Source organism: Brevundimonas sp. (genome assembly GCF_044239655.1).
Lineage (GTDB): Bacteria > Pseudomonadota > Alphaproteobacteria > Caulobacterales > Caulobacteraceae > Brevundimonas.
This window is the reverse complement of the sequence record NZ_JBIIAY010000023.1, coordinates 13865-30314: the sequence shown is the minus strand read 5'-3', so window position 1 is coordinate 30314 and position 16450 is coordinate 13865. Positions and strand designations below refer to the sequence as shown.

The window sequence follows — 16450 nt, the reverse complement described above, 5'->3', positions numbered from 1 at the left end:
ACCCTCGCGGAACGCCTTGATGCCCTTGGCCGCGTCGCCCATCAGGCCCGACAGCTTGCCGCGGCCGCCGAACAGCAGCAGCACGATGACGGCGACGATGGCCCAATGCCAGATGCTGAAGCTGCCCACGAACACGTCTCCGAAAAAGCGGCCCGACCTCGGCCCGCTGCAAATCATACGCGCCATATAGGCCAAGGCGTGGCGGTGCGGCAATCGACGCTGTAGTCACAGGCCAAATGAACACACCGTCTTCTCACGTCATCATCCACACCGACGGTGCCTGCAAGGGCAACCCGGGTCCCGGCGGCTGGGGCGCGATCCTGCAAGCGGCGGGCAAGACCAAGGAAATGTCGGGGGGCGAGCCCCTGACGACCAACAACCGCATGGAACTGACCGCCGCCATCATGGCGCTGGAGGCGCTGACGCGGCCGTGCCGGATCGACCTGCACACCGACAGCAAATACGTCATGGACGGGATCACCAAATGGATCCACGGCTGGAAGGCGCGGGGCTGGCGCACGGCGGACAAGTCCCCGGTCAAGAATGACGACCTGTGGAAGCGCCTCGACGCCGCCCGCACCCGGCATGAGGTCAAGTGGCACTGGGTCAAGGGCCACGCCGGTCACGAACTGAACGAACGCGCCGACCAGTTAGCCAATCGCGGCATCGCCGAGATGCGGGCCGCACGAGCGGGCTGACCCCTACTCGACCGCGCGATAGTCGAAGCCGCTCGTATCGACCCATTCGCCCTTGATCAGATGGCGGCTGCGAATGCTGTAGACGCCGTTCTCGAACGTCGTCGTGGCGCGCACGCCCGGCAGGTCGGGCAGGCCGTGCACGACCTGATCGAACTCGAAGGTGCCGGGCCCTCGCACCACGATCGTGCCGGTCGTGTAGAAGCCGCCGTTGGTCGCATAGAAGCTGACCAGTCTGTCCTGAGCAGGGTCCCAGGTGATCAGGGTCTCGCCCGCATAGACGCCGCCATTGACCGAATGGGTGCTGCGGATCGCGCGCCTGTTCAGGATGCGCTCGAAGCGGACCTCGTCTATGGCATCGGCGGCATTCAGTGATGCCCCACGCCAGGTCTTGCCGATCAGCGGGTCGAAGGCCGCAAGCGCCTGGTCGGCAGCGGACGGCGCGGCCGTTTCGGCCGGGCCGGATTGGGCGGAAGCGCCTGGAAAGGCCGTCATCAAGGTCGCGACGGCCAGCCAGGTCAGGATCATGTCGAGGCCTTGACCGTCAGCCTGCCACTTCCCACCGCCGTCACCACAACGGACTCAGCGATGGCCGGCGTGTCTCCATCCAGCTCCGCAGACCATTCGGCACCCGACACGAAGACCCGTCCCCGGCCGTCGACGAACGGCTCGACCACGGTCGCCTTCTGTCCGATCAGGCGGCGGTCGCGATCGTTGATGTCGGGCTGGTCGTCGGGATTGACGCGCTGGACCAGCCGGCGCGACAGTAGGGTCGAGGCCACGGTCAGGGCCGCGAACAGCCCCACCTCCCCGGCCAGACCCAGCGACAGGCCCAGGGCGGTGACCACCGCCACGATCCCGGCCGAAACCGCCGGCCAAAGCAGCCATTCGGTCGAGGCCGCCGCCTCGACCGCCAGCAACAGGGCACCGATGGCGAGCCAGAGCCAGAAGGGCTGGGCCGAATAGAGGTCGATCAGGGTGTCCATGGCGTCACGCGGTCGGAGGCACGGCACCGCCGCGGGGTGCGCGCGGTGCGGGCGGCGGTGCGGACGGCGTCCGCTGCTGATCGCGGGCCAGGCCAACCAGTTCACCGATGCCGGCGATGGTCCCGACCAGGCCGCTCATCTCGGCCGGAACGATGACGGTCTTGGCGGTGGGGTTGCGGGCCAGTTCGGCGAAGGCCTCGACATATTTCTGGGCGACGAAGTAGTTGATGGCGTTGACGTCGCCACGGGCGATCGCCTCCGAAACCATGGCGGTGGCCTTGGCCTCAGCCTCGGCCTCGCGTTCGCGGGCTTCGGCGTCGCGGAAGGCGGCTTCCTTGCGGCCCTCGGATTGCAGGATGGCCGACTGTTTGGCGCCCTCGGCGCGCGCGATGGCGGCCTGCTTCTCGCCCTCGGCCTCGGTGATGACGGCGCGGCGCTCGCGCTCGGCCTTCATCTGGCGCGCCATGGCGTTGGTGATGTCCACCGGCGGGGTCAGGTCCTTGATCTCAATCCGGTTGACCTTGACGCCCCACGGCTCGGTCGCCGCGTCGATGACGGTCAACAGGCGCGAGTTGATGTTGTCGCGCTGGAACAGCACCTCATCCAGGTCCATCGAGCCGACCACGGTCCGCAGGTTGGTCGAGCACAGCTGGGTGATCGCATAGGGCAGGTTCTCGACGCGATAAGCGGCGGCCGAGGCATCCATCACCTGGATGAAGACGATGGCGTCGACCTTCACCATGGCGTTGTCCTTGGTGATCACCTCCTGCTGGGGCACGTCCAGGACCTGCTCCATCATGTTCATGCGCCGCCCGATCCGCTCAACGAAGGGCGTCAGGACGCTGATCCCGGGCTTGAGGGTCTTGGTGTACTTCCCGAACCGTTCGACCGTGAACTCACGGCCCTGAGGCACGATCTTCACCACGCTGAACAGCAGAATGAAGGCCAGTATGACCAGGGCGAGGACGAAGACGAGGCTCATGCGGCAATCCTTCGGCTGTTTGATCCAGATTACGCCCGCCGCGCCCGCTGCGCCATCGAATCCGGACCGTCGTCACAAACGAAAAGGGCGGCTCCCTTTCGGAAGCCGCCCTCGACGTCTGACCCGTCGCGAAGCTTAGTCGCTGACGGTGATGTCGCCGCCGTCCAGCTCGCAGAAGTCTTCCGAACCGACGATCACTTCCGTACCGTCCGAGAACTCGGCCTTCAGGTCGTATTCGCAGTCTTCCAGGTCGTCATCGATGGTGACCTCGACGCTGTCGCCGGCCTCCAAGATGCCGTCGCCGAAGATGTCCTCTTCCCATTCATTGGTCGAGACGACCGAGATGTAGAGCGAGATCAGATCGTGCTCGGTCTCGTTGTGCAGGGTGAAGGTCACCGGCTCGGTCACCTGGGCCGAGGCGACGACAGGCGCACCGGCGAGCATCAGGGCGGCGACAGCCGCCAGAGTGGTCTTGATCATTATAGTCCCCCATTTCGGCGAAACGCCGAGTAAGCCCCCCCGAGCCGACACAGTATCGACCCGTTGGGCGCGGATGTTACATAGACGATGTCGGCTGTCACGCCGGAATTTCAGGTCCGTCGAGCGGCGTTCCGACAGCCGGCGTACGGTCAGGCGGTGACGTCCTGATCGCGAATCCGTACCGCCTCGGCGACGATCCGCCGGGTCTCATCCCACGCTAGAAGCCCAAGAGCCGCATCGATCGCAAAGAACCGGGCCTCGGCCGCGTCGTCTCCCGCAATCGGCTCACCCGAGATCCAGACCGCGACATAGTCGATCAGCACATAGTGAAAGCCGGGAAACAGCCCGTCCACGACGTCGACCAGCCCGAGAATCCGCGCCGAGACGCCGGTCTCCTCGTGCAGTTCGCGCAGCGCCGCCGCATGCAACCGCTCCCCCCGCTCGATCCGACCGCCGGGCAGGCTCCATTCCCCCTCGCGCGGTGGTCGCCCCCGCCGGATCAGCAGAACCTCGTCGCCCCTCAGACAGACGATACCGACGGCGGGGACCGGACCGGTCGGGGGAATCGAGGTCATCGCGCGCTTTCCATGGCCCACCATAGCTTTCCGCTTTCGTCCCGCGACTGATTTTGACAGAAGGCGGCCATGACCCCGCCCTCCCCCGCCGTGCTCGACGACCTGAAGGCTGCGCTCGGCCCGTCCGGCTGGAGCCAGGACCCGTTCACCCTGGCCCCCTATCTGACGGAATGGCGCAATCGCTGGACGGGCGAGACCCCGATCCTGCTGACGCCCGGCACGACCGAGCAGGTCCAGCGCGCGGTGGCCGTCTGTGCCGCGCACGGCGTGGCGATCATCCCGCAGGGCGGCAACAGCGGTCTCGTGGGCGGTCAGATTCCCTATGGCGAGGTGCTGCTGTCCACGCGGCGTTTGCGCGCCGTGCGCGACGTGACCCCGCTGGACGACGCCATGACGCTGGAGGCCGGGATCACCCTGCTGGAGGCCCAGCACCACGCGCGCGACGCAGGCCGGTTCTTTCCACTGAGTCTGGCGGCTGAAGGGTCGGCGACGATCGGCGGGGTGATCTCCACCAATGCCGGCGGAACCCAGGTGCTGCGCTACGGCATGATGCGAGACCTCGTCCTGGGGATCGAGGCCGTCATGCCGAACGGTGAGGTCTTCAACGGCCTGAAGCGGCTGCGCAAGGACAACACCGGCTATGACCTGAAGCAACTTCTGATCGGGGCCGAGGGCACACTGGGCGTCGTCACCGCCGCGACGCTGAAGCTGTTCCCCATCATGCGGTCGCGCGCCGTGGCCATGGTCGCGCTGGAGACGGCCGGGGCCTCGATCGAGCTCCTGGCCCGCGCCAAGCAGGAGACCGGCGGCGGGGTCGAGGCCTTCGAGCTGATGAAGCGGCTGGGTGCCGAACTGGTCGTCAAGAACATCCCCGACAGCCGCTGGCCGCTGGATCCCGTCCCCGCCTGGTCGGTGCTGATCGAGATCGCCTCGGGCACGCCGGGCGGTGCCGAGGCGCAGATGGAAAGCCTGCTGGAGGTCGCCTTCGAGGAAGGCCTGATCACCGACGCCGCCATCGCCCAGAACGACGCCCAGCGTGCCGCCTTCTGGCGTCTTCGCGAAGAGCATTCGGCCGCGCTAAAGCCCGAGGGCGGCGGCTGGAAGCACGACGTCTCGGTGCCCATCTCGCGCATCGCCGACTTCATCGACGAGGCCACGGCGGCGGTGGAGCGGTTCCATCCCGGTGCCCGGGTCTCGGTCTTCGGCCATATCGGCGACGGTAACCTGCACTACGACATCCTGCCGGGCGTCGGAGAGGATGTGCCCGCCTTCATCGCGCGCTGGAAGGAAGGCTCCCGCGTCGTCCACGACATCGTGGCCCGCTACGACGGGTCCATCTCGGCCGAGCACGGCCTGGGCCGGCTCAAGACCGACGAGGTCCGCCGCTACAAGTCGCCGCTGGAAGTCGCCACCATGGCCGCCATCCGCGGTGCGATCGATCCGAAGGGCATCATGAACCCGGCCGTCCTGTTCAGCCCCGAACGGCCGTCATGCTGATCGTCCTGTCCCCGGCCAAGCGGCTCGACTTTTCCGAGCCCGACCCCGCCCTGCCCGCGACGACCCGCCGGTTCGTCGAGGACACGGCGTCGCTGGCCGTGACGGCGCGGCGTCAGACCAAGGCCGATCTTCGCCGGCTGATGGGGATTTCCGAGGATCTGGCCCGGCTCAACCAGGAACGGTTCAAGGCCTTCGACGCCGAGGCGCTCGACATCGGCGTCCAGGCCGCCTTCGCCTTCGCCGGTGACGTCTATCAGGGGCTGGAGGCGCGTTCGCTCGACACGCGCGGACTGGCCTTCGCCCAGGACCATCTGCGTATCCTGTCCGGCTTCTACGGCCTGCTGCGACCCCTGGACCGCATCCAGCCCTACCGGCTGGAGATGGGCGTACGACTGCGCACGCGGCGGGGCCAGAGCCTGTACGACTTCTGGGGCGACCGGATTTCGAAACAGCTGAACGCAGACCTCGACGGCCATGCCCACCCGGTCGTGGTCAACCTGGCCAGCCAGGAATACTTCGGCGCAATCGATGCCAAGGCGCTCAGGGTCCCGGTGGTGACACCCCATTTCCGCGAGCAGAAGGACGGCGAAAGCCGGATCATCTCCTTCTACGCCAAGAAGGCGCGCGGCACGATGGCCCGGTTCGCCATCGACGAACGGATCGACGACCCCGAGGCGCTGAAGTCCTTCGATCGCGACGGCTATCGGTTCGACAAGGCCGCCTCGACCGACACCGACTGGATATTCATCAGGTAGAGAATATCTGATCCCGCCTGTCGCCTTCCTTCGGCCAAGCCGCTAGGCTTGGTGCCAAATCAGAAACGACCCGAGACACGACCAGGGAAACGCCTTCATGTTTCAACGCACAAAGAAAGACGCGATGGACAACCAGCGTCCGGTCTTCAAGGACCCCAACGACCTGTCCGGCCAGGTGGCTGTCATCTCCGGCTCGACCTCGGGCATCGGCCTGGCCCTGGCCCGCGCGGTTGCAGCGCGGGGCTGCGACGTCGTCCTGAACGGCCTCGGCGACCCTTCCGAGATCGAACGCACCCGCGCCGAGCTCGAGGCCTCCTGTGGCGTCCGCGTCCGCTATCACGCCGCCAATATGCTCAAGGGCGACGAGGTCGCCGACATGGTCGCCTATGCCAAGCACCAGCTGGGCCGGCTCGACATCCTGGTCAACAACGCCGGCATCCAGCACGTCGAGGCGGTCGAGAAATTCCCCTCGGACCAGTGGGAAAAGATCATCGCGATCAATCTGTCTTCGACCTTCTATGCGACCCGCGCCGCCATTCCGATCATGAAGGCGCAAGGGCGCGGCCGGATCGTCAACATCGCCTCGGTCCACGGTCTGGTCGCCAGCCCGTTCAAGTCGGCCTATGTCGCGGCCAAGCACGGCGTCGTCGGCTTCACCAAAACCGTCGCTCTGGAACTGGCCCAGGACAACATCACCTGCAACGCCATCTGCCCCGGCTTCGTCGAGACGCCTCTGGTCGCCGCCCAGGTCGCCGACCTGGCCCGCACGCGCGGTACCTCCAAGGAAAAGGTCCTTTCCGAAGTCATCCTGGAATCCCAGCCGACCAAGCGGTTCGTCAACACCGACGAACTGACCGGAGCCTTCCTCTATCTGGTCAGCGATCTGGGGGCCTCCACCACCGGGATCAGCATGCCCATCGACGGCGGCTGGACCGCCCGATAGCCGACCCGCCACACGGCCCCCTGAGCCGTGGCTGATGCATCCGGGGTCGTGGCATGATAAGGGTTTGCCATGGCCCAGCCCGTGCTCCAGCTTCCGCCGACGCTCGACGCCTTCGTAGACGAACAGGTGCGCTCGGGGGCCTACCCCGACCGCGACTCGGTGATCGCTGATGCCTTGGACATGTTGCGCGAACACACGGTTGCCGATGAGGAGAGTGACGAGGTCAAGCTGGCACGGCTGAACGCCAAGCTCCAGCAAGCCATCGACAGCCTCGACCGGGGTGAGGGGATCAGGGTCCATGACACCAAGGCCCATTTCGACGGGATCATGGAACGTGTGAAAGCGCGCGTGGCTTGAGGATCTTCGATATGCGTCTGTTGCACGCTTCGATGGATTTTCCCCGACATCTGAGCTGAGGCCGGCCCATGGCGCTTTTCAAACGCAAGGCTCCGGCGGCGAAGTCGGCCAAGCCCGACACCGAGGCCCCCGATGACGGCCGGCGCAAGGTCTGCCTGGCGCTTCAGGGCGGCGGGGCGCACGGGGCGTTTCAGTGGGGGGTGCTGGATCGGTTGCTGGAGGACGGACGGCTCGATATCCGCGCGGTGACGGCGGCCTCGGCCGGGGCGATGAACGGGGCGGCTCTGGTTTCGGGCCTGGCGACCGGCGGGCATGACGGGGCCCGCGCCACGCTCGACAAGCTGTGGCGCGAGACGAACCAGTCGGGCGGCAAGAACGTGTTCGGCGACACCTCGATCTGGTCCAACGCCCTGACACCCGGCTGGCTCAAGGACACGACCCTGTGGCGGGCGTCGGAGACCCTGGCCATGTCGATGTCGCCCTATGAATTCAATCCCCTGAACCTCAATCCTCTGAAGCGGGTTCTGAACGCGACGATCGATTTCGAGGCGGTGCAGGCCTCCGACGTGAAGCTGCACGTCGCCGCCACCGCCGTCCGCCACGCCAAATCACGGGTCTTCACCAATGCCGAGATCACCGATCAGGTCCTGCTAGCCTCGGCCTGTCTGCCGCAACTGTTTCAGGCGGTGGAGATCGAGGGCGAACCCTACTGGGACGGCGGCTATCTCGCCAATCCGCCGCTGTGGCCGCTGTTCTACGAGGACACGCCCGACGACGTCCTGCTGATCACCCTGAACGCCTTCGAGCGCGCCGACACGCCCAAGGCGCCCGGCGACATCATGGACCGGCTGAACGAGGTCGTCTTCAACGCCCCCCTGGTCGCCGAACTGCGCGCCGTCGCCTTCGTCCAGGAGCTGATCGAGGAAGGCCGGCTGACGCCGTCCGCCCTCGACCGCTATCGCCACATCCTGATGCACGCCATCGAGGCCGACGGCTGGCTCGGCGACCTGTCACTGGGCTCCAAATTCAACACCGAATGGACCTTCCTGAACGACCTGAAGACGCGCGGTCGAGCGGCGGCGGACGAGTGGCTGGGGAGCTGTTTCGCCGACGTGGGCGTGCGGTCGAGCGTCGATCTGCAGGCGCGGTTTGGGTAGAAGCTCAGGACCTTAACTAATCCAGGACGCCTCGCACTTTGTGCGATGCCACTGTCCGAATAACAGCCAGTAACTGCAGAGCTGGCCTTCGCCTGCGAGGGGAGCCAGTTGAACGCCGACATCGACAGAGGCGCGACGTCCGGCCAAGGCATAGGTAGGCCGCTCAACTACGGTACCGCCGTAGAAATCATCCCAGCTTGTTAAAGTGGGCGGGCGCGTAGCTCGGGGCAGGCCAAGCGCTTGCCAATCGCATACGAGATCACCGGTCATAAGGTATCGGGTATCGGGGTGTAGTTCTGCGACGGCTTGCGCCATCAGTTTGCAATCTGCCCCAACCGGACCTTTTTCTCCCTTCGATGGGGCAGGCAAAGCGAGCGCGAGAATCAAGCCTCCAAAAACTATGATCGCCGCCAAAACTGCTGCGTGCTTACTGACCGATTCCGCCATCTACCCCACAAACCCCGCCGCCCGCCTCAGACGATCGTTGATCGCCTCTCCCAGACCCGCCATCGGAACCGACGCCACCGCGATCCCCACCGGTCGTTCCCGGTCCGCCTCGCGCAGCAGCCGGAACAGGTTCGCCGCCGCCTCGCGCGAGTCGCCCGACACGCTCAGGCTCCAGCGCGCCTCCCCCACTCCCGGCCCGAAACCAAGCAGGATTTCGCCGTCCCGCGCTGTCTCCGCCTCGATCCGCACCGGCGCGTCCGGGGCATAGTGGGTCGTCAGCCGGCCGGGCGATCGATGCCCCTCCCCGCCGCCGTCCAGCGCTCCAGCCAGCGGCCCGACCAGGGCCTCGATCTCGTCGCGCGTCACGGCGCCGGGCCGCAGCAACGCCACCCGCCCCTCAAGAACCGAGACGACCGTGCTCTCGACACCCACCGCGCAGGGCCCGCCGTCGACGGCCGCCGCGACCGCGAAGCCCGTCTCCTCGACCGCATCGGCGAAGGTCGTCGGGCTGGGCCGGCCAGATCGGTTGGCGGACGGCGCGACCACTGCCCCGCCGAAGGCCGCGATCACTGCCCTCGCCTTCGCATGGCCGGGCACTCGCACCGCCACGCTGTCCAGCCCCGCGCGCGCCAGATCGCAGACCCGCCCCCCGGCTCGAACCGGGGCTACGATGGTCAGCGGGCCGGGCCAGAAGGCCTCGGCCAGCCGCCGCGCCGCCGCGTCGAACACGGCGACACCTTCCGCCGCCGCCGCATCTTCCGCATGCGCGATCAGGGGGTTGAAGCGCGGTCTTCCCTTGGCCTCGAAGATGGCCGCAACCGCCTCCGCATTGGCCGCATCGGCCGCCAATCCATAGACCGTCTCGGTCGGCAGCAGCACCAGCCGCCCGTCCCGCAGCGCCTGCGCCGCCTGGAGGGTGTCTGCCCCGGTCACGACGCCCGGCGCGTGGCCAGGGCTACATCGACGCGGACCTGACGCGCCACCAGGGCGTTCATGGCCCCTTGCGTCCCTATGCCGTAGTCGGCGCGGTCCAGCACGAACCCGCCCCGCATCCGCGCCACGCCGCCGTCGACGGACAGGGTCACGGGAAAGGTCACCGGACGGGTCCGGTCACGCACCGTCACATCGGCCCGCGCCGTGTATCGCCCCGGCGCGGTCGGTTCCAACTCGCGCAACTGGAACCGGATCGTGGGATAGCGTTCGGCGTCCAGGAACCCGGGCCCGACGGCGCGCTCGGTCACCGCCGCCTGTCGCATGGTCAGGCTGGCCGCCCGCACCGTGATCGCCACCTCGGCGTCCTCGGGCGCGTCGGGATCAAAGCGGATGTCGCCGGTCCAGCGCCCGAACCGCCCGGTCTGGGTCACGCCCAGGGCCCGCACCGACATGGTGATGGCCGAGCTTTCGCCGATGACGGCCCAGCGATCCCCCACAGCTCCCGCAGGCCCGGCCATGGCGATCGCCAGGAGCCCGGCACCCATCAAGGCCGCGAACCACCTCATCTCAGGGCCGGCGCGGGATCAGCGGGATCATCCGGTGCAGGACGTTGTCGCGATCCACGAAATGATGCTTGAGCGCCGCCAGCACGTGCAGGGCCAGCAGGACGTACAGGACCTTCACCCCCGCCTCGTGCATGTCCATGAAGGTTCCCGCCAGCTCCCGGCTCTGGGGCAGGGGCAGCAGCGGCCAGTTGAACAGGCCGAACCACTCGATCGCCCGACCGCCCGCCGACGACGCCGCCCATCCGCCCAGCGGCAGGCCGATCAGCAGCACATAGAACAGCACATGCGTGGCCCTGGCCGCCAACGCCTGCCATTTGGGCGTCCCCGCCGGAAGAGGCAGGGCCGGGTTGGCGATCCGCCACCCGATCCGCGCCAGGGTCAGGACCAGGATGGTCAGGCCCAGCGCCTTGTGGCTCTGCACGAAATCGCGCGAGATCGGCCCCTCGGTGGCCTCGTGCGCCGTGATCAGCAGCACCTGGGCCAAGATCATCAGCGCCAGCCCCCAGTGGAAGGCCAGCGACACGGCGGAATAGCGGTTTCTCGGCTCGGCCATCGTGGCTCCCATCGGATTCGGCGGCACACTGAACCAGCCGATGACGTTCGCCAAGATGCTTGCGTGCCCCTACGGCAAACCGTCACAAAGGCGGATCAATCTGGATCACCGCCATGCCGTATCGCTCGCCCGTCCGCGACCTCGCGTTCAGCCTCACCGCCGTCGCGGGCATCGACCAGGTCGCCGCCACCGGGGCCTTTCCCGACTATGACACCGACCTGATGAACGCGGTTCTGGAGGCGGCCGGATCTTTCTCGGAAGAGGTCCTGGCCCCGCTGAACCGTCCTGGGGACCTGAACGGCGCGAAATACGCCAACGGATCGGTCACGGCGGCTCCCGGTTTCGGCGACGCCTATCGTCAGTTCGCAGAGGGCGGCTGGACCGGCCTGACCGCGTCGGCCGAGGCCGGCGGACAGGCCCTGCCCAAGGCGCTGGAACTGGCGGCCTATGAGACGATCCAGGGCGCCAACATGGCCTTCGCCCTGTGCCCCATGCTGTCTCTGGCGGCGATCGAAGCGCTGGAGGCGCACGGCACGCCCTCGCAGAAGGACATCTATCTGACCAGGCTGGTGTCCGGCGAATGGACCGGGGCCATGGTCCTGACCGAGCCCGGCGCGGGCTCCGACCTCGGCGCCCTGACGGCCACAGCCACCCCGAACGGCGACGGTACCTATGCCCTGAACGGCCAGAAGATCTTCATCACCTGGGGCGACCACGACGCCACCGACAATATCGTCCACCTGGTCCTGGCCCGTTTGCCCGACGCACCCGCCGGACCCAAGGGCATCAGCCTGTTCCTGGCCTCCAAGTACGAGGTCAAGGACGACGGCACCCTGGGCGGCCGCAACGACTTCCGCCCCGTCGGCATCGAACACAAGCTGGGCATCCACGCCTCGCCCACCTGCGTGATGAGCTATGAGGGCGCCCGCGCCGAACTGGTCGGTCAGCCGAACCAGGGCCTGGCCCATATGTTCGTCATGATGAACAACGCCCGCGTCGCCGTGGCGGTGCAGGGCGTGGGCGTGGCCGAAGGCGCCTATCAGCATGCCCTGGCCTATGCGCTGGACCGCCGCCAGGGCCGTTCGATCTGGACCGGAGAGGCCAACGCCCCGATCATCGACCACCCCGATATCCGTCGGGCGCTGGGCGTCATGAAGTCGAAGATCGAGGCCGCGCGGGGCATCGCCCTGGCCACCGGCGTCGCCGCCGACCTGGCCAGACACGCGGCGACCGAGGACGAGCGCCGCGCCTGGAAGGGCCGCGAGGACCTGCTGGTCCCCATCGCCAAGGCCTGGGGCACCGACGTGGGCTGCGACGTCGCCTCCATGGGCGTCCAGATTCACGGCGGCATGGGCTATATCGAGGAGACCGGCGCGGCCCAGTACTATCGCGACGCCCGCATCACCCCGATCTACGAAGGCACCAACGGCATCCAGGCCATGGACCTGGTCGGCCGCAAACTGTCGCAGGACGGCGGGGCCTCGGCCAAGGCGGTGATCTCCGAGATGCGGACCACCCTGACGGCACTCGGCAAGCTCTACTCCGGCAAGCCTGTCGAACGGTTCAAGACCGCCATCGAGGCCGTCGAGGACGCCACCCTGTGGCTTCTCGACGCCAAGGCCGACCCCGCCCGCGGTGCCGACGTCCTGGCCGCCGCCGACGCCTATCTGAAACTGCTCGGTGACGTCATCGGCGGCTGGATGCTGGCCAAGGGCGCGCTGGCCGCGCAGTCCCAACTCGACACCGGAGAAGGCGACGCGGAATGGCTCGAGGGCAAGATCGTCCTCTACGAAGTCTACGCCGCCAACGTCCTGGGCCACGTCTCCAGCCGCCTCGCCGCCGTCGGCCAGGGCGGCCCCCTGCTGGAACGGCTCAGCCGGGTGGCGCTGGGGGTCTGACGTCGGCCGGGGACCGCTACGTCATTTTCGGACGCACCCCCTCCACCAGCCCCTGCCCATCGCCGGCCACCTCCTGTAAGCCCTGACCATGGCCAGGGATTCCGCGATCTACGTCTGTCAGTCCTGCGGGGCGGTCCACGGCAAGTGGTCGGGTCAGTGCAATGCCTGCAACCAGTGGAACACCATCGTCGAGGAGAGCCGCACCACCCCGCCCGGCGCTATCAAGCCGGTCAGCGCCTCGCGCAGCCGCGGCCTGACCTTCGAGACCCTGGATTCCGACACGCCTGAGCCCCCCCGCATCGTCACCGGCGTCGCCGAGTTCGACCGGGTTTGCGGAGGGGGCGTCGTCCCTGGCTCGGCGCTTCTGCTGTCGGGGGATCCCGGCGTCGGCAAGTCGACCCTGCTGCTGGACGTCGCCGGTCGTGCGGCCCTGCGCGGCGTTCGCGTCGCCTATATCTCGGGCGAGGAGGCGATCGAACAGATCCGCGCCCGCGCCCGCCGCATGGGCCTGGAAAAGGCCCCGGTCCAACTGGCCAGCGCCACGGCGCTGCGCGACATCCTCGGCACCCTGAAGCGCGAAAAGTTCGACATCGTCATCGTCGATTCGATCCAGACCCTGTGGTCCGACGTCCATGAGGCCGGGCCCGGATCGGTCACCCAGGTGCGCGCCTGTGCCGGCGAACTGGTCCGCATGGCCAAGGCGGGCGGCCCGGCCGTCGTCCTGGTCGGCCACGTCACCAAGGACGGCCAGGTCGCCGGGCCTCGCGTGGTCGAGCATATGGTCGACGCCGTCATGACCTTCGAGGGCGAGCGCGGCTATCCGTTCCGCATCCTGCGCGCCGGCAAGAACCGCTTCGGCGCCACCGACGAAATCGGCGTGTTCGAGATGGGCGACGCCGGCCTGACCGAGGTCGCCAACCCCTCGGCCCTGTTCCTGGGCGAAGGCAAGGACCGGGCACCCGGCGCCGCCGTCTTCGCCGGGATCGAGGGCTCGCGCCCCGTCTTGGTGGAGATGCAGGCCCTGGTCGCCCCCTCCGCCTACGGCACCCCGCGTCGTGCGGTCATCGGCTGGGACACCGGACGCCTCGCCATGGTCATGGCGGTACTGGAGGCGCGCTGCGGCGTCGGCTTCGGCCAGCAGGACGTCTATCTGAACGTTGCGGGCGGCCTGCGCATCAACGAACCCGCCGCCGACCTCGCCGCCGCCGCCGCCCTGATATCTTCCGTCACCGACACACCCTTGCCCCAGGGCTGCATCGTCTTCGGCGAGATCAGCCTGTCGGGTGAGGTCCGCGCGGTCGGCCGCGCCGAGGCCCGCCTGCGCGAAGCCTCCAAGCTCGGCTTCGACAAGGCTCTTGCGCCGCCCCTTACAGTCAAGGGCGGCGGCGTTTCCGTCACATCCGTCAACCGATTAACGGAAGCCGTCGAACGAATCTCCCAGAACAGGTATTAGGGACCCATGCGCCCCACGGGAACCGAATGACCGGCTTCGACGCCTTCGCCATCCTGGTCATCCTGGCCTCGGCCGCTGCCGGCTGGGTGCGCGGTGGTACGCGCGAGATCATCACCCTGCTCAGCTTCGTGCTGGCGGCGTTTCTGGCCCTGGTCAGCCTGCCGCTGACCTCGCGGATCGGGCGGGCCCTGATCGACCCCGACTGGGCCGGCACGATCTTCGCCGCCGTCGCGGCCTTCCTGATCATCTACTTCGGCATCCGCATCTTCGGATCGATCCTGTCCAAGCGGGCCCAGGCTCATCCGACACTCGGCGGGGTCGATCGCATCTTCGGTGTCTTCGTCGGCGCGGGCCGGTCATTGGTCCTGCTCGGGGCCATCCATCTGGTCATCGTCGCGGCCCTGCCAGGCGAGCGCACGCCGCGCTGGCTGTCCGAGGCCACGCTGCGCCCCGTCAGCGCCGGCGCCGCCCGTGCCATCCAGATCATCCTGCCGGGCATCGGTCGCGGGGCCGACGCCCTGTCGCCGGTTGTCGATTCGTCCGTCCGCAGAGGCTTTTCCGACGATGAAGCCTTGCAGTCGCCCCAAACAGGCAATAGTTCGCCTGCCGCCCCTGCCCAGTAATGTCACCCCGCTATCATCGGAGCCCCCCACGATGAGCAGCCTTGACCATTCCATCGCCGCCCCCGTCGTTCATCGGGAGCATTTCCGCGACGCCGATGACGATCATCCGCGTCTGGAATGCGGCGTCTGCGGCGTCTGGGGAGCCGAGGCGGATGAAGCCTCAGCCATCGTGGCCCTGGGCCTCCATGCCCTCCAGCATCGCGGCCAGGAAGCCTGCGGCATCGCCTCGGTCAACGACACCCGCTTCCACACCGAACGCCACATGGGCCATGTCGGCGAGGCCTTCGGCGGCACGGACCTGAAGGAACGGATGCCAGGCGCGGCGGCCGTGGGCCACACCCGCTATTCCACCGCCGGCGGCAGTTTCCTGCGCAACATCCAGCCGATGTTCGCCGATCTGGACCAGGGCGGCATCGCCATCGCCCACAACGGCAACCTGACCAATTTCCACTATCTGCGGAACCAGCTGGTCGGCGAGGGCTCGATCTTCCAGTCGACCTCGGACTCCGAGGTCATCCTCCACCTGATCGCGCGCAGCCGCAAAGCCAAGATCGTCGATCGCTTCATCGACGCCCTGGCCCGGATCGAAGGCGGTTATGCCCTGGTCGCCCAGACGCGAACCAAGATGATCGGCGCCCGCGATCCGCTCGGCATCCGTCCGCTGGTCCTGGGCAAGATCGGCGACGCCTGGGTCATGGCGTCCGAGACCTGCGCGCTCGACACCATCGGCGCGACCTTCGTGCGCGACGTCGAACACGGCGAGGTCATCGTGATCGACCACGAGGGCCTGCGCTCGCTGAAGCCCTTCCCGGCCCGCGCCGCCCGCCCCTGCCTGTTCGAGTATGTCTATTTCTCGCGCCCGGACAGCGTCGTGAACGGCCGCTCGGTCTATGGCGTGCGCAAGCGCATGGGTCAGGGCCTGGCCCGCGAGTTCCCGATCGACGCCGATGTCGTAGTGCCCGTCCCAGACTCCGGCGTTCCCGCCGCCCTCGGCTATGCCCAGGAAAGCGGCATTCCTTACGAGATGGGCATCATTCGCAGCCACTATCTGGGCCGCACCTTCATCCAGCCCAGCCAGGGCGCCCGCCAGAAGGGCGTGGCCATGAAGCACAGCCCCAACCGTGCGGTGCTGGAGGGCAAGCGGGTCGTCCTGATCGACGATTCGATCGTTCGGGGTACCACCTCGGTCAAACTGGTCCGCGCCGTCCGCGACGCCGGCGCCACCGAGGTCCACCTGCGCTCCGCCAGCCCGCCGATCCTGTGGCCCGACTTCTACGGCATCGACATGCCGGAACGCGACCAGCTGATCGCCGCCAACCAGACGCTGGAAGAGATGCGCCAGTTCCTCGAGGTCGACTCGCTCGGCTTCCTGTCCGTCGACGGTCTCTACAAGGCCATGGGCGAGACCGGGCGCAACGACGCCCTGCCCCAGTTCACCGACCACTATTTCACCGGCGACTATCCAACCCGTCTGGTGGACCGCGAGATCGAGGAAGGTGGCCGCCAGATGCTGGATCGGCAACTTTCCCTTCTGGTCAGCGCTTAAGCTT

19 protein-coding genes are annotated in these 16450 nt (G+C 67.6%); 10 read left to right on the top strand and 9 right to left on the bottom strand.

Annotated elements, in window-relative coordinates; all coding sequences use genetic code 11:
* A partial coding sequence (tatA, locus tag ACILQR_RS04935; RefSeq protein ID WP_395650371.1) for a twin-arginine translocase TatA/TatE family subunit occupies positions 1-129 on the bottom strand: 129 nt, incomplete at its 3' end.
* 107 nt (positions 130-236) lie between these two features.
* Between tatA and rnhA the strand changes: the two genes are divergently transcribed.
* Positions 237-698, top strand: a complete 462-nt coding sequence (gene rnhA, locus ACILQR_RS04930; RefSeq protein ID WP_395650369.1) for a ribonuclease HI — start codon at positions 237-239, stop codon at positions 696-698.
* A gap of 3 nt (positions 699-701) precedes the next feature.
* On the opposite strand, the gene ACILQR_RS04925 is transcribed toward rnhA, so the two are convergent.
* The 5 genes from ACILQR_RS04925 to ACILQR_RS04905 form a co-directional block, all read right to left on the bottom strand.
* Positions 702-1223, bottom strand: a complete 522-nt coding sequence (locus ACILQR_RS04925) for a hypothetical protein (protein WP_395650368.1) — start codon at positions 1221-1223, stop codon at positions 702-704.
* Positions 1220-1681: an NfeD family protein gene (locus ACILQR_RS04920; protein WP_395650367.1), complete on the bottom strand. Its 462-nt coding sequence runs from the start codon at positions 1679-1681 to the stop codon at positions 1220-1222. The genes ACILQR_RS04925 and ACILQR_RS04920 overlap by 4 nt, the downstream gene beginning before the upstream one ends.
* Before the next feature lie 4 nt (positions 1682-1685).
* Entirely contained in the window at positions 1686-2663 is a 978-nt protein-coding gene (locus tag ACILQR_RS04915) for an SPFH domain-containing protein (RefSeq protein WP_395650366.1), read from the bottom strand.
* A gap of 135 nt (positions 2664-2798) precedes the next feature.
* The gene (locus ACILQR_RS04910; protein WP_395650365.1) at positions 2799-3143 is read right to left on the bottom strand and encodes a hypothetical protein; all 345 of its coding nucleotides are present in this window, start codon (positions 3141-3143) and stop codon (positions 2799-2801) included.
* 149 nt (positions 3144-3292) lie between these two features.
* Positions 3293-3718 (bottom strand): NUDIX hydrolase, encoded by a 426-nt coding sequence (locus ACILQR_RS04905; RefSeq protein ID WP_395650364.1) that lies wholly within the window; start codon positions 3716-3718, stop codon positions 3293-3295.
* Between the two features lie 69 nt (positions 3719-3787).
* Between ACILQR_RS04905 and ACILQR_RS04900 the strand changes: the two genes are divergently transcribed.
* From ACILQR_RS04900 to ACILQR_RS04880, 5 genes are all read left to right on the top strand, one after another.
* Complete coding sequence (locus tag ACILQR_RS04900; protein ID WP_395650363.1) at positions 3788-5215, top strand: FAD-binding oxidoreductase; 1428 nt, start codon at positions 3788-3790, stop codon at positions 5213-5215.
* A complete protein-coding gene (yaaA, locus tag ACILQR_RS04895; RefSeq protein ID WP_395650362.1) occupies positions 5209-5970 on the top strand; it encodes a peroxide stress protein YaaA in 762 nt (253 codons plus the stop codon). The genes ACILQR_RS04900 and yaaA overlap by 7 nt, the downstream gene beginning before the upstream one ends.
* A gap of 124 nt (positions 5971-6094) precedes the next feature.
* A complete protein-coding gene (locus ACILQR_RS04890) occupies positions 6095-6913 on the top strand; it encodes a 3-hydroxybutyrate dehydrogenase (protein ID WP_395650370.1) in 819 nt (272 codons plus the stop codon).
* 69 nt (positions 6914-6982) lie between these two features.
* A complete protein-coding gene (locus ACILQR_RS04885) occupies positions 6983-7270 on the top strand; it encodes a type II toxin-antitoxin system ParD family antitoxin (RefSeq protein ID WP_395650361.1) in 288 nt (95 codons plus the stop codon).
* Between the two features lie 68 nt (positions 7271-7338).
* Positions 7339-8427 (top strand): patatin-like phospholipase family protein, encoded by a 1089-nt coding sequence (locus ACILQR_RS04880; protein WP_395650360.1) that lies wholly within the window; start codon positions 7339-7341, stop codon positions 8425-8427.
* Between the two features lie 447 nt (positions 8428-8874).
* Here the strand turns inward: ACILQR_RS04880 and ACILQR_RS04875 are convergent, their stop codons facing one another.
* The 3 genes from ACILQR_RS04875 to ACILQR_RS04865 are packed head-to-tail and all read right to left on the bottom strand — an operon-like array spanning position 8875 to position 10926.
* A complete protein-coding gene (locus tag ACILQR_RS04875) occupies positions 8875-9807 on the bottom strand; it encodes an L-threonylcarbamoyladenylate synthase (RefSeq protein WP_395650359.1) in 933 nt (310 codons plus the stop codon).
* The gene (locus tag ACILQR_RS04870) at positions 9804-10373 is read right to left on the bottom strand and encodes a YceI family protein (protein ID WP_395650358.1); all 570 of its coding nucleotides are present in this window, start codon (positions 10371-10373) and stop codon (positions 9804-9806) included. The genes ACILQR_RS04875 and ACILQR_RS04870 overlap by 4 nt, the downstream gene beginning before the upstream one ends.
* Position 10374: 1 nt before the next feature.
* Positions 10375-10926: a cytochrome b gene (locus tag ACILQR_RS04865; RefSeq protein WP_395650357.1), complete on the bottom strand. Its 552-nt coding sequence runs from the start codon at positions 10924-10926 to the stop codon at positions 10375-10377.
* Positions 10927-11039: 113 nt separating this feature from the next.
* Between ACILQR_RS04865 and ACILQR_RS04860 the strand changes: the two genes are divergently transcribed.
* From ACILQR_RS04860 to purF, 4 genes are all read left to right on the top strand, one after another.
* Complete coding sequence (locus tag ACILQR_RS04860; protein ID WP_395650356.1) at positions 11040-12824, top strand: acyl-CoA dehydrogenase; 1785 nt, start codon at positions 11040-11042, stop codon at positions 12822-12824.
* A gap of 88 nt (positions 12825-12912) precedes the next feature.
* The gene (radA, locus tag ACILQR_RS04855) at positions 12913-14277 is read left to right on the top strand and encodes a DNA repair protein RadA (protein ID WP_395650355.1); all 1365 of its coding nucleotides are present in this window, start codon (positions 12913-12915) and stop codon (positions 14275-14277) included.
* Positions 14278-14303: 26 nt separating this feature from the next.
* The gene (locus ACILQR_RS04850) at positions 14304-14900 is read left to right on the top strand and encodes a CvpA family protein (protein ID WP_271144513.1); all 597 of its coding nucleotides are present in this window, start codon (positions 14304-14306) and stop codon (positions 14898-14900) included.
* Between the two features lie 31 nt (positions 14901-14931).
* Entirely contained in the window at positions 14932-16446 is a 1515-nt protein-coding gene (gene purF, locus ACILQR_RS04845; protein WP_395650354.1) for an amidophosphoribosyltransferase, read from the top strand.
* Positions 16447-16450 lie beyond the last annotated feature (4 nt).